General features: G+C 41.6%; 11 protein-coding genes. 5 read left to right on the top strand and 6 right to left on the bottom strand.

The annotated features are described in order from the left end of the window. Positions 1–36: 36 nt before the first annotated feature. Positions 37–1,368: a signal recognition particle protein gene (gene ffh, locus W7W_RS0104400; protein WP_010662626.1), complete on the bottom strand. Its 1,332-nt coding sequence runs from the start codon at positions 1,366–1,368 to the stop codon at positions 37–39. 210 nt (positions 1,369–1,578) lie between these two features. Here ffh and W7W_RS22780 point away from each other — a divergent pair, with 210 nt between their 5' ends. Beyond that, entirely contained in the window at positions 1,579–2,250 is a 672-nt protein-coding gene (locus W7W_RS22780; RefSeq protein ID WP_010662625.1) for a transposase, read from the top strand. Positions 2,251–2,396: 146 nt separating this feature from the next. Here W7W_RS22780 and W7W_RS0104385 read toward each other — a convergent pair whose 3' ends face one another. Further along, positions 2,397–3,374: a Gfo/Idh/MocA family protein gene (locus W7W_RS0104385; RefSeq protein ID WP_010662624.1), complete on the bottom strand. Its 978-nt coding sequence runs from the start codon at positions 3,372–3,374 to the stop codon at positions 2,397–2,399. A gap of 188 nt (positions 3,375–3,562) precedes the next feature. On the opposite strand from W7W_RS0104385, the gene W7W_RS0104380 reads away from it, so the two are divergent. After that, positions 3,563–4,567 carry a metallophosphoesterase gene (locus tag W7W_RS0104380; protein ID WP_010662623.1) on the top strand — a complete coding sequence of 335 codons (1,005 nt, stop codon included), beginning with the start codon at positions 3,563–3,565 and terminating at the stop codon, positions 4,565–4,567. Between the two features lie 61 nt (positions 4,568–4,628). Here W7W_RS0104380 and W7W_RS0104375 read toward each other — a convergent pair whose 3' ends face one another. Both W7W_RS0104375 and W7W_RS21680 read right to left on the bottom strand, forming a co-directional pair. Beyond that, entirely contained in the window at positions 4,629–7,010 is a 2,382-nt protein-coding gene (locus W7W_RS0104375; protein WP_010662622.1) for a type IA DNA topoisomerase, read from the bottom strand. 218 nt (positions 7,011–7,228) lie between these two features. Then, positions 7,229–7,669, bottom strand: coding sequence for an energy transducer TonB (locus W7W_RS21680; RefSeq protein ID WP_010662621.1), 441 nt, complete (start codon positions 7,667–7,669; stop codon positions 7,229–7,231). A gap of 265 nt (positions 7,670–7,934) precedes the next feature. Between W7W_RS21680 and W7W_RS0104365 the strand changes: the two genes are divergently transcribed. Further along, positions 7,935–9,464, top strand: a complete 1,530-nt coding sequence (locus W7W_RS0104365; protein WP_010662620.1) for a SulP family inorganic anion transporter — start codon at positions 7,935–7,937, stop codon at positions 9,462–9,464. A 170-nt stretch (positions 9,465–9,634) separates the two neighbouring features. Here the strand turns inward: W7W_RS0104365 and W7W_RS0104360 are convergent, their stop codons facing one another. Continuing rightward, positions 9,635–11,251 (bottom strand): ABC-F family ATP-binding cassette domain-containing protein, encoded by a 1,617-nt coding sequence (locus tag W7W_RS0104360; RefSeq protein ID WP_010662619.1) that lies wholly within the window; start codon positions 11,249–11,251, stop codon positions 9,635–9,637. A gap of 194 nt (positions 11,252–11,445) precedes the next feature. Between W7W_RS0104360 and W7W_RS0104355 the strand changes: the two genes are divergently transcribed. Next, on the top strand, positions 11,446–11,733 hold the full coding sequence (locus W7W_RS0104355) for a hypothetical protein (protein WP_010662618.1): 288 nt from the start codon (positions 11,446–11,448) through the stop codon (positions 11,731–11,733). A gap of 41 nt (positions 11,734–11,774) precedes the next feature. On the opposite strand, the gene W7W_RS0104350 is transcribed toward W7W_RS0104355, so the two are convergent. Further along, positions 11,775–12,503, bottom strand: coding sequence for an NUDIX hydrolase (locus W7W_RS0104350; protein ID WP_010662617.1), 729 nt, complete (start codon positions 12,501–12,503; stop codon positions 11,775–11,777). Between the two features lie 560 nt (positions 12,504–13,063). Here W7W_RS0104350 and W7W_RS0104345 point away from each other — a divergent pair. Further along, positions 13,064–13,699: a hypothetical protein gene (locus W7W_RS0104345; RefSeq protein WP_157202439.1), complete on the top strand. Its 636-nt coding sequence runs from the start codon at positions 13,064–13,066 to the stop codon at positions 13,697–13,699. Positions 13,700–13,780: the final 81 nt, after the last annotated feature.

The following is a 13,780-nucleotide window of genomic DNA, read 5'->3' as shown; positions in this document are numbered from 1 at the left end:
AAGTCGTAACACGCACGGCTTCTCTTTCTCAATATTTTATTTTCCCATAGGGAGGTTACTCATCATCCGGGAAAGGTTTTTCCCCTGTGTCATCATGCGCATTGCTTTTCGTGTATCTTCAAACTGCTTCATCAACCGGTTGACCTCCTGAATGGACGTTCCGCTTCCGGTAGCAATTCTTTTACGACGACTTCCATTAATCAGTGTGGGTTGCTGACGCTCTTCAGGAGTCATCGATGAAATGATTGCTTCCACTCCTTTAAATGCATCATCGTCAATATCCACATTCTTCAGCATCTTGCCCATTCCGGGAATCATGGCAGCCAAATCCTTCAGATTACCCATTTTCTTGATTTGCTTAATCTGACTCAGAAAATCGTCAAAATTGAACTGATTTTTGGCAATTTTTTTCTGAAGCTTCTGAGCCTCTTCAGAGTCATATTGTTCCTGAGCTTTTTCAACCAGTGATACAATATCACCCATCCCCAGAATCCGGTCGGCCATACGTGAGGGGTGGAATACATCCAGTGCATCCATCTTCTCGCCCATACCTACGAACTTGATGGGCTTATCGACCACACTTCGGATCGAAATGGCCGCACCACCACGCGTGTCACCGTCAAGTTTGGTCAGCACTACGCCGTCAAAATCCAGACGATCGTTAAATTCTTTGGCAGTATTTACAGCATCCTGACCGGTCATGGAATCTACTACAAACAATGTCTCGTGTGGATTCACAGCCTTCTTGATGGCAGAGATTTCATTCATCATCTCCTCATCAATAGCAAGGCGACCTGCGGTATCGATGATTACGACATCGTGGCCTTTGGACTTGGCCTCTTTGATACCATCTTTGGCCAGTTTCACCGGATCGGTATTTCCCTCTTCTGTGTAAACAGGAACCCCAATTTGTTCTCCCAGCACCTGAAGCTGATTGATCGCAGCAGGACGATAAACGTCACCAGCCACCAGCAAAGGCTGCTTGCCACGCTTACTCTTGATGAGATTGGCCAGTTTTCCCGTAAAAGTTGTTTTACCGGATCCCTGCAAACCGGAAATCAGAATAACGGCAGGATTTCCTTTAAGTTCGATATCGGTGGAGCTTCCGCCCATCAAATCTGCCAACTCATCATGGACAATCTTTACCATCATCTGCTGTGGCTTCACAGCATTCAGCACATTTTGTCCCAGCGCTTTGTCCTTAACCGTTTCGGTGAAAGACTTAGCAGTTTTGAAGTTAACGTCTGCATCCAGCAACGCACGACGAATATCTTTAAGGGTCTCGGCCACATTTACTTCCGTGATCGTACCCTGTCCTTTCAATATCTTAAACGACCGTTCCAGTCTTTCCGATAGATTCTCAAACATCCTTCTTCAGGTTTTAATTTTGCTGCAAAAATAGAAAAATATATGGGATTATGGAATAATAAAATTTAAAGAAAAGTTGAAACAGGGATTGGTAGATTCCGATCTTCCAAATAAAACGGCGGATCGGAATCCGCCGCACCTAAATCCACCACTCCTGACTCTAACTACCCAGAAAAATCACTATATTTTAAGAAGAAATCCTTTCCTATCATGAAAAAAGAACAATACCACCATCGACTTCCTCATTTTCATACTCCCGGACAAGATTTTTTCATAACCTGGAGTTTAAAAAGTGCTATTCCTGCTCATGCATTAGAGAAATATTCTTTACAACTTGAAACAGCAAAAACAAAGATTGAACAGGCTCGTAAAAAAGAGGGCGAATCATCTAAAATAGATTTCCTGAAGAAACAATACAACCAAATACGCAGGAAAAAACTGAAAACCTTTCATGAACTTTTAGATGCACAAAGAAAATCTGAAGTGGATTTATCCAGGCAAGTTTATACAGAACTAATCAAAGAATCTCTGTTCCATTGGGAGAAAAATAAAATCTCAAATTTTGCCTTTTCAATTATGCCAAATCACATACATTGGGTTATTGGGGTTAATACAACTGATATGACTAATCAAACAGTGTATCTTCAGGATGTATTAAGTTCTGTAAAGAAATACACAGCATCCAGAATCAACCTCCGCGAAAAAAGAAATGGACGATTGTGGCAAAAAGAAAGTTTTGATACCACTATCCGAGATCAAAATCATCTGAAAAATGCGATTATATACACGTTAAATAACCCGGTAAAAGCTGGCCTTTGTAATCATTGGGAAGAATGGCCCGGCAACTGGTGTCATAATAATTATCTTTATTGGATGGAATAAATTTCACATTCCGGTCCAGGTTCGGCGGACTCCAGTCCGCCTTCTGATAAAAGCCAAACTCCTGTTGGCGGTGTGCTGTCCGCCATCCTCAAACAGCGGATCGGCGCTCAGCTTTACTGCTTTGCTTGCCAAAGAATCCGCCGCACCTAATACACAATTTTCTCCATCACAAGATTGGTACGGGCGGCAGTTTCTCCGGTGCTGACCCCCACTGCATCACCACGGATGGCATCCACCACATTACTGATCAGATTGTACTGAATATTTTCGGGGTTAATGTAGGGAAACTCTAGGAAATCACGCTCTTTGAAGAGCAAAACAGGTTCATGCCCAAAGGTAGAGAATTCAATGCGTCCTTTGGTACCAATAATTTCAATCACATCCCGTTTGGAAGAGTTATCGCTCACAAAACTCCAGGTACCTGAGCCTAACACACCGTTTTCGAACTCCATTTGAGCCACCACAGTATCTTCAGCGTTATACAAATGACCAAAATTCCGGGCTAATCCGGAAACTTTTTTTACGGGACCAAACAAAAAATCGAGAAAATCCATTTGGTGAGAAGCAAGATCATAGAAAATTCCTCCTCCTGCAACATCGGGCTGCACCCGCCAGATAGGGCTGTCCTTATCACTTTCGGCCGCAGTGGCAGGCCGAACCAGCATTATATTCACAAGCAATGGACGACCAATAGTTCCATCTTCGAGCAGAGTCTTAACCTTTCGGAAACCCGGCAGTGTTCGTCGATAATAAGCCACAAAAAGTGGAACTCCGGTCTCTTTACTCACGGCATTCATCTCCTGACATTGCTCAAAGGTAGCCGCCATCGGTTTTTCCACATACACCGGTTTCCCGGCTTTCATGGCTTTAATGGCATACATGGCATGACTCGAAGGTGGAGTTGCCACATAAATGGCATTAACATCCTTATCATTGATCAGATCATCTGCATCGCTGTACCATTTTGGCACCCTGTGCCGATGTGCATAATCTCTTGCCAATTCTGCATCACGCCGCATCACAGCTACCAGTTTTGATCCCTCAACTTTATTGAATGCAGGACCGCTTTTGTACTCGGTAACATTTCCGCATCCTATGATTCCCCAGTTTATTTTTTTTTTCATATTTCAGATCAGACTAACTCTACGGTAACACATTTTATTTTTACTATTGTTTTAAAGAGATGAAGAGCGGGCTTTGTTCAAAACAAAGAACAGGAAATGACCATAAAAATCAATAATTCATAAATAAAACAGCCTAAACTTGTCAATCTATTATTTTCCAAAACAGAAGAACATTTTATATTTGTCACATGATAACGAAGTTGATAGGAAAGGTAAACAGCACCGTCAAAGACCTCAGTCCGGGGGCTAAAACACCGGAAGGTTACGACATTATTGGTGACGTACACGGATATGCAGAAGAACTCACAATACTTCTGAAACAGCTGGGCTACAAAGAAATAAACGGAGTATACATTCACGACAAGCGTAAAGCTGTTTTTGTAGGTGATTTTACGTGTCGTGGCCCAGAAACCCGACGAACCATCGCCATCGTCAGAAGAATGGTGGAAAACCTTACAGGATATGCAGTAATCGGGAATCATGAACTCAATGTCATTGGCCATTTTACCAAAAATGATGAAGGAAAAACTTTCAAACCGGCTACCGGCTCCAATAAAAAAATAATGGATCGGATCAAGCAGGAATATCTTTATGAAAAAGACCTGTTAAAAGACGACCTGAAATGGATTCGTCGATTGCCCTTTTTTCTTGAGTTCGGAGCTTTCAGAGTAACACATGCTTACTGGTCGGACGAGAACAAGAGAATTATTGAAGAACACATTCCCAAAAAGAAACTCACAAAAAAACTTCTTCAAAAGATATTTGACCATGACAATTCCTTTGCCGAAGCCGTAAGACAAACCACGCGTGGTATTGAAATAAATCTGCCACACGACCTGATTATTAAAGACGACCGCAATATCAGGCGAACCAATTTCCGTATTCGGTGGTGGCAGGACCCTAAGGACAAAACATTCAAAGAAATTAGCTACGGAAATAAGTTCACACTTCCCACCTACACCGTTCCTCCGGAAATCCTTTTCCCGTTTAAGGTTTACCCCGAAAAAGAAGTCCCTGTTTTTGTGGGTCATTATTGTATGTCCTCCGATCGGATGATTCCTGCGTCCAATGTATGTTGTGTGGATAATTGCGTAGCCAATGAGGGATCATTGGCGGCTTACCGATGGCAGAACGGTAGGGAATTAAAAATTACGAATTTTGTTTTTCAGGAAAAAAAAGGATCGTCTTTTTAGTCAGGTTCGGCCGATTCTTTGGCAAGCAAAGCAGCAAAGCTGAGCGCCGATCCGTCGAACCTCATTGCTCCAATACCAGTTGATAACTCTCATTCCAGGTAATTCTGCCTTTTTTCCCGGTCCCGTCAGCTGATTTAAAGCCTTTCAGCAAATTTGTTTTGCCATTAAGTATAAGATCGCCGGCCTGCTTATCGGTCAATTTTTTCCCCATAAAGACAAACGGAATAAGCACCCGGCATCCCTCATGGTAACGATTACAGCCCCAGGCATTTTTCCCTTTGATAATTATCCCGTGACCGCATCTGGGGCATTTCCAGACCGGTGTTTCATCTTTTTCCAGACGGAGCTGGTAATTGTCATCCAGTGATAATATGCCATCCACTTTTTCACCCTCCACTTCAAACCCTTTTATGACCGGAGTTTTTCCTTTAGTCAGTAACGCTTCCACCTGTTTATCGGTCAACTTCTTGTTCAGATACTCAAACGGAATTAGTGTTTTACAACCTTCCCTGTATCTCGTACATCCCCACGCATTCTTCCCTTTAACCATTTTTCCCTCACCGCACCGGGGACAAGACAATTTACTTTCTACGGTTGCTTCACTTTTGGATTCCGCATTTTGGGCTTTTTCTTTAGCAGCCGCGGCCTTTTTTTGCTCCTCAGTCACTTCAATTTTTCGCGCCGAACGATCGTTCTTTACCACCTGCACCACACTGGAAACCATCTCTTTCATCTCCTCCATAAAAGCTTTCACATCATAGTTACCACGCTCTATGTCACGGAGTTTTTTCTCCCACAATCCGGTCAATTCCACCGATTTAAGCATGTCATTTTTCACACTGTCAATGAGCTGAACACCCGTAACAGTAGGAGCCAGACTCTTACGATTTTTGGTAATATATCTCCGTTTAAACAGGGTTTCAATGATGGCTGCACGTGTAGATGGCCGTCCAATACCGTTTTCCTTCATCAGATCGCGTAATTCCTCATCATCAACCTGCTTACCGGCCGTTTCCATGGCCCTCAGTAAAGTGGCCTCCGTATAAGGTTTGGGAGGCTGCGTTTCCTTTTCCTGAAGATCCGGTGTGTGCGGCCCCTTCTCACCTTTTTCGAAGTCTGGAAGCACATTATCGTCACCAGGTTTCTTCCCGGCAGAATCTTTTTTATACACTTCACGCCATCCCGGATCGACAATCTGCTTACCTGAAGTTTTAAACTTTACCTTATCCACTTTCCCCTCCACCGTGGTGGTAGAAATGGTAGCATCGGGCCAGAAAGCAGCAATAAAACGACGAGCCACAGTGTCAAACACCATTTTTTCATTTCGACTTAAATTCTGAGGAATCTGTCCGGTAGGAATAATAGCATGGTGATCCGTCACCTTGCTGTTGTCGAACACTTTCTTGGACTTCCTGATTTTTTTATCAAGAAGCGGGGCGGTTAATGATTCATAGGGTTTCAGCCCTTTGAGTGTTGATGCAACTTTAGGATAAATATCATCGCTCAGATAAGTGGTATCCACACGCGGATAGGTGGTGGCCTTCTTTTCGTAAAGAGACTGAATCAGTTTAAGGGTTTCATCGGCAGAAAAACCAAAACGCTTGTTGCATTCCACCTGCAGAGCAGTCAAATCAAACAAACGCGGAGGAGCTTCTTTTCCCTTTTTGCGGCTAAAATTGGTAATTTCAAACTCCTTATCCTTGATAATCTCCATGGCTTCCAGCGCCTCTTCCTTTTTAAAGAATTTACCACTGGTTGCAGAGAAAACCACCTCTTTGTATGTTGTTTTAAGTTCCCAATAGGTTTGAGGAACAAAATTCTCAATCTCCTTATATCGATCCACAATAAGTGCAAGAGTTGGGGTTTGAACCCTTCCGATAGAGAGTACCTGACCTTGCTGACCATATTTTAGAGTATAGAGCCTTGTTGCATTAATACCAAGCAGCCAGTCGCCAATAGCGCGCATGCTTCCGGCAGCATAAAGCCTGTCGAACTCCTTTGCATCGCGAAGTTTGGCGAACCCATCCTTCAAGGCATCTTCAGTCAGCGATGAGACCCACAGCCGTTTCACCGGACATTTACAAGCCGCTTTTTGCAAAACCCATCGCTGAATCACCTCTCCTTCCTGGCCGGCATCACCACAGTTTATTACCTCATCAGCTTTTTCCACCAACTGACTGATGGTGCGAAACTGCTTCACCACTCCCTGATTGCTCAATAATTTTATCCCAAATTTGGCAGGCACCATCGGCAGAGAATGCATCCGCCAGCGCTTCCAATCCGGGGTATAATCGTGCGGTTCTTTAAGTGTACACAGATGCCCGAAAGTCCAGGTTACCTGAAAATTATTTCCTTCATAATAGCCGTCGCGTTGGTTTTTGGCTCCCAACACACGTGCAATTTCTCTGGCAACACTGGGTTTCTCGGCGATACAGACCTTCATAAAGCGGATGATTGTGGTGATGTAGCGCGAAGATAATAAAAAATGATTTTTAAAACCGGTAAATGCACCTGTCAGCGAATTGAACTTGGAATTAAATTATTCACAGTTGCCTAAGTTGGGCAATCATTCAAACTATCAATACTCATATGGATACAGTCTTGATCACTCGATACTTTTCCACCTCTGTTAATACAATTAATTACACCAACATTGAGTCATTATTCCAACGTAAAATTAACCGGCAATATCATCAAAGACCGGACGATATCTCCTTTTACTTTGCCAGGGTTCCATTTAGGCATATTACGTACAAGTTCTACAGCTGCCTTTTCCAGATTTCCGTCATATTTATTGGTTGCCTGAACCGCACTGAAAGTGCCATCTTTTTCAATAATAAACAACACAAAAACTTTACCCTGAACTCCATTTTGTTGTGAAGCTACAGGATAGGAAAGATTTTCGACAAAGTATTCTCGGAAAGCAGATTCTCCACCTGGAAAACCGGGGTCTTCATCTAACTTCCAATAAAGATTTGTAGTATCAGATTTTTGAAGAAATATTTCTAATTCTTCGGGGATTTCAGCATGTGCTTGGGAACTAAAAAAAAAGCAAAACGAATAAAAAAGAAGTGCGAATAAAGCAAAGAATTTGTTGTTCATAACAGATTTTGGGATTAGATTAATTTTGACAATTAAAGACCTTTGTTAATGTATCTATTTTCATTGATAAAGGTAGTTATTTCCGGGAAAGGAAATAAAAAGAGGTAAAAAATCATGTATGTTCCATTCAATTTTAAAGAGAATACCAACTTTTTTTAAACATCTTTAATAAAAGACAAGAGGTTCAACACCCTGTCAATCTTGGTGTCTGGTTATATTAGAACTATTTTTGCAGGCTCAAAAACTAATCATCGACACCTTACGAATGAAGCAACTTCTCGATTTTTTCAATTTCCAGCAGAAAATTAACTACAAAACTGAAATCCTTTCCGGGATAACCGTGGCCCTGGCTTTGGTTCCGGAAGCTGTAGCCTTTGCGCTTATAGCAGGATTATCACCACTAACCGGTCTTTATGCTGCCTTTGTAATGGGTCTGGTAACCTCCATTTTTGGTGGCCGCCCCGGAATGATTTCAGGGGCAACCGGAGCTGTTGCCGTTGTAATTGTTGCCCTGGCCCAGAGTCACGGAGTGGAATATGTGTTCGCAACGGTGGTTCTCGCCGGTCTTTTACAAATGGCAGCAGGCTTTCTGAAACTGGGAAAGCTCATCCGCCTGGTCCCTCACCCTGTTATCTTTGGGTTTGTCAACGGGCTGGCCATCATTATATTCATGTCACAGCTGGTGCAATTCAAAGACCCTTCAGGGGACTGGCTCACAGGTGAATCCTTATTCATTCTACTAGGACTGGTACTACTTACCATGCTGATTATCTGGGGACTTCCCAGAATCACCAAGGCGGTTCCCGCATCACTGACAGCGATCCTTGTCATTTTTGGCATTGTCACTTTTTTCAATATTGACACAAAAACAGTGGGTGATCTGGCTTCAATAAAAGGTGGTTTCCCCCCATTTCATATTCCTGATATCCCCATTAGTTTAGAAACTCTGGAAATCATATTCCCCTACGCTGCCATTGTTGCCGGTGTAGGTCTGATTGAAAGTCTGCTGACCCTCGATATTGTGGACGAAATTACTGAAACACGCGGAAGCGGTAACAAGGAAGCTGTAGCACAGGGCGCTGCCAACATGTTGTCCGGTGTTTTTTCAGGAATGGGCGGATGTGCCATGATTGGTCAGAGTCTGATCAACACCTCTAATGGAGCAAGAGCGCGATTATCAGGAATTGTAGCAGCTGTGATGTTACTGGTATTTGTGATGTTTGGATCGGGACTGATTGAGAAAGTTCCCATGGCTGCATTAACCGGACTTATGATTATGGTATCCATCGGAACTTTTGAATGGGCCAGTCTTCGCACCTTTGGAAAAATGCCCAAATCAGACCTGTTTGTCATGGTGACAGTAACCCTTGTCACTGTGTTCTTACACAACCTGGCACTGGCAGTGATCATCGGAGTCATCATCTCAGCCCTTGTTTTTGCATGGGACAACGCCAAACGCATCCGGGCTCGTAAGCGTTTCGATAAAGAAGGCATTAAACATTACGAGATCTATGGACCATTGTTTTTTGGTTCCGTAACCGCTTTCAATGACAAATTTGATGTACAAAACGATCCGGACGAAGTAATTATCGATTTTGCAGAGAGTCGTGTGGTAGATATGTCGGCCATTGAAGCACTCAATAAAATTACTGAACGCTACCTTAAGGTAGGTAAAAAAGTTCATCTGAAACACCTTAGTCCTGACTGCCGGAAGCTTTTGCAAAATGCAGAAGCTATTATTGATGTAAATGTAATGGAAGACCCAACCTATAAGGTGATGGTGAACAAAGTATAGTAGATGCAGTATCATTACTGCCCAATAAAAAAAGTGCGGTTTCCGAACCGCACTTTTTTTATTAAAATTCAACTCTTCCTGAAATGGTCCGTATTGGCATCGGCTCTGCCTCTTTCGACAGAAAGAATCTGCCCATCTGGTGAGATAGTGCGATTTGGAAATCGCACCACCTAGCGATACATCTCTTCACGCAAGGCGGCAATATTTTCGTCGGTGACGTAATCGTCGTAATCCATCATTTTGTCGATGGTTCCGTTTGGCGTAATTTCAATAATCCGGTTACATACTGAATGAATAAACTCATGGTCATGTGAACTCATCAGGATGTTTCCTTTAAAATTGATGAGTGTGTTGTTGAATGCCTGAATGGTTTCCAAGTCCAGATGATTGGTCGGATTATCAAGCATCATCACATTGGCATTGCGCAACATCATCCGGGAAATCATACAACGCATCTTCTCTCCTCCCGACAGCACATTCACTTTTTTGTGGATATCCTCACCTGAAAAAAGCATCTTCCCCAGATAACCTCTCAGGAAATCCTCTTTGGTATCATCAGAATACAACGCCAACCAATCCACCAGAGAATAATCCCCCTGAAAAAACTCGCTGTTTTCCATGGGCAGATAAGCCGTAGTGATGGTAACTCCCCAATTAAAAGAACCGGCATCAGGCTTCATGCGTTCATTCAGAATTTCGAACAGCGCAGTAGTTACCTGCGAGCTGCGTGAAAGAAAAACAATCTTATCATCCTTTTCCACCGTAAAGTTCAGGTCGTTCAGCAACTGAGTACCATCTTCAGCCTTTTTGCTAAGTCCCGATACCGTCAGAATGCTGTTACCGGTTTCACGATCAGGGGTAAAGATAATCCCCGGATATCGGCGCGTGGAAGGCTGAATCTCCTCTACATTTAGTTTTTCCAGCATCTTGCGGCGACTGGTAGCCTGTTTCGATTTAGCCACATTGGCACTGAAGCGCTGAATAAACTCCTGAAGTTCTTTCTTCTTCTCCTCGGCCTTTTTATTTTGAGATGATTGCTGACGCAAAGCCAACTGGCTGCTTTGATACCAGAAAGTATAATTACCTGAAAAGAGCTGTACTTTACCATAGTCGATATCCACAATGTGGGTACAGACCGAATCAAGGAAGTGACGGTCGTGCGATACCACCAACAAAGTATTGTCAAAATTGGCCAGGTAATTCTCCAGCCAGCGTACAGTCTCCAGGTCAAGGTCGTTGGTAGGCTCATCGAGCAACAAGTTGTCGGGCTTGCCAAACAACGCCTGTGCAAGCAACACCTTCACCTTTTCCTTACCGTTCAACTCATTCATCTGCTTGTTGTGCAGACTTTCTTTGATGCCCAAACCACTCAGTAACATGGCCGCATCACTTTCGGCATTCCATCCGTCCATCTCGGCAAATTGCTCCTCCAGTTCCGATGCACGCATCCCATCAGCTTCCGAAAAATCGGGCTTGGCATAAATAGCATTTTTCTCATTGCTGATTTCCCATAACTTTTCATGCCCCATCAACACTGTCTCCAGCACCTGATTCTGGTCAAAGGCATGGTGATCCTGACGCAATACTGACAAACGTTCGCCGGGGCCTAATTCCACATGTCCCCGGGTAGAATCAAGTTCGCCGCTAATCAGTCGCATCAAGGTTGATTTCCCTGCTCCATTGGCACCGATTACCCCATAGCAATTGCCTGGCGTGAACTTCACGTTAACGTCCTGAAAAAGAAATTTTTTGCCAAACTGAATGGCGAGATTGGAAACTGTAATCATTGAAAAATTTTAATCGATAGATAATTCAAAAAAGTACTTAATTTTGCCCTGTTTGTCAATATCTACGGAGTTCTTACCCACTGATGACCAACAAAGCTGTAACCGGGCACTTTTTATCCTAAAAGATACTTTACCCGATTTGGGAGCGCAAAGGTAAGAATAAAAAGCCACGAAGAGAATTAACCATTGTTAAAATGGGGAAGAATAGAAGTGCTACAGATTCAGGTATTGCGATCAATCGAAAGCATACGATAATTAATTGGTACTCCGGTCAGGAAGCAAAGACTGCCAACTATGAAGAGTCTTGCAGAAAAAGGATATACAACAGTTGTATCACCAGCACTGAGATAGCGATGCATAAGCGACTTTTGAAAGGTTTTTATCCTAAAAACCAACAAAAAGCACAATCGGGACCCCCTGTTTTCAACAAAGAAACTTCGAAACTAAAGCCCACACCAAAAGCAGAGAAAGCTTTGTTTTAGACATTTTCTTCCCAAGGACAAAGAAACCACCCGAATGACTTTTAAATATTTATAATTTGGCTTTTATCACGCGTTTTCTCATAGATATCTTTACTAAACATATACAGATTCGCTGGTTTCTTTGAACCATGACCAAGGCGCTTCTCGTCAAGCGGAACAATGTAGGTTTTATTGATAGCCTTTTTTCTGAAATTCCGATTATCTATCTCAACATCAAACACATATTGGTAGGCAATCTGCAATTCATTCAAGGTAAACTTGTCGTCCAGAAATTCAAATATTAACGGCTCAACCACTACCCTGTTTTGCAAATCATTAAAGGCTTTTGATATTATTTCAGAATGATCGAATCCTAATTTCGGTAAATTATCCAAGGAAAACCATCTGGTATTTTCATTGCAAAGTTTGACCCTGAAAGCGGGAAGTAAAAAATAATAGGCAACCGACATTACACGTGGATATACTCCACGACTCTTCAACCACAATACATCCTTCTCATTTTTTATACGTTCCGGATTTCCAAAAGTGCGGAACTGTTTTTTATAAGCATCCTTCAAACCAGTAAGCCCATAAAAAATACGCTCTGCTGATTTATCCAGTCTCTCGCTTTTTAGCACATGATCACCTGTTAACACCCAATCATCAATTACCGGATATTTGTCATCATACATTTTCAATGAACGCTTTGATAAAAGAATATTGATACCGTTCTGGTCTAACCCAAAGACTACACATTCCACAGATATATTCGAAATTTTTCTAAAATCCATAACAACTTACGTCTTATTCACGTTTTATTAAAAAAAAATTTGACATTAAATATAAAAAGGAATTTACTATTTCCCCAAATTATCTAAGCCATAAATGCAATAACAATATTACGTACTAATAACGTTTTTCCAAAATTATTTGAGTATTTTTTTAACATGGACCAATAAAAAAATTAAAAACACTGTCAACAAACCCAAAATACAACATGGCTACAAGCCGCTATTCATGGGACATATAAAAAAATAATTAAAATTTATTTATTTTTTATTTGCATTTTTTGTTTTTTGTATATTATATTTGCATAAAACGTTTTTTTTACGTTTTTGAAATTTTCTCTAAACATCATCTAATAGTTAACAACATGAAATTCCAGGTACAAGAAATAGGAAAACACAAGAATTTCTCCAGAAGAAATAATAACCTTTTTATACGTTTAAATAATGTATGCGGATTTCTACTATTTGCTGCAGCTTCGTTTTTTATATTTCCCAACATTGCTAAAGCACAAAATGAAAATTTGCTTTTTGACCGTTTAAGCGTGAACCTAAAGATTCAAAACATGCACCTTTGGCATGGAAGCGTAGTAACTCCGGGAGCAATGATGGCCTCAAGTATTGAATATACGTCTTCAAATGAAAAACTTATTGCAGGATTGTGGGGTGGCGCCAGCTTTAACGGACAATACAAAGAGTTTTCCTACTATACAACTTACCATTTCACCCGCAACTTTGACATATCCCTGATAAGTCACAACAACTACAGCAATTCTGAAGAAGTAAACATTTTCAGTTACGACAAACACACCTCCCCAAACTTTGTGGATATTGTCTTTCAATATACCGTTTCAGATCAACTACCACTGAAATTGTGCTGGTCAACAATACTTTTTGGGAACGGTGGCGATTTTAAAGTAAATAAAGACAATACAGACACCAATTCATATTCTAACTATGTGGAGTTGAGTTACACTTTCTTTTCTGAAAAGGAAACAAGTCTTAAGCTTTTTGCCGGGGGTGCTTTTTCATTTGTTACTGAAAAAACGTTTTACAGCAATAACTCCAACATTACCAACCTGGGTGTAACGATAAATAAGAAAGTAAACCTTCTGTCAAATACTGTCCCGGTTTTAGCGACCGCATTTTGGAATCCGGAGACAAAACTTGGTGCTTTACTCCTATCTGTTTCAATTTTTTAATGTAATTTCATAAAGCATAAATGATTATGAAAAACAAGTCTATTAGAAATTTCGACCACCTCGATGAAGAGCAGTTGCCAA

The sequence above is a fragment of the Marinilabilia salmonicolor JCM 21150 genome, from assembly GCF_000259075.1.
GTDB classification, from domain to species: domain Bacteria; phylum Bacteroidota; class Bacteroidia; order Bacteroidales; family Marinilabiliaceae; genus Marinilabilia; species Marinilabilia salmonicolor.
This window is presented reverse-complemented; position numbering and strand designations above follow the sequence as displayed.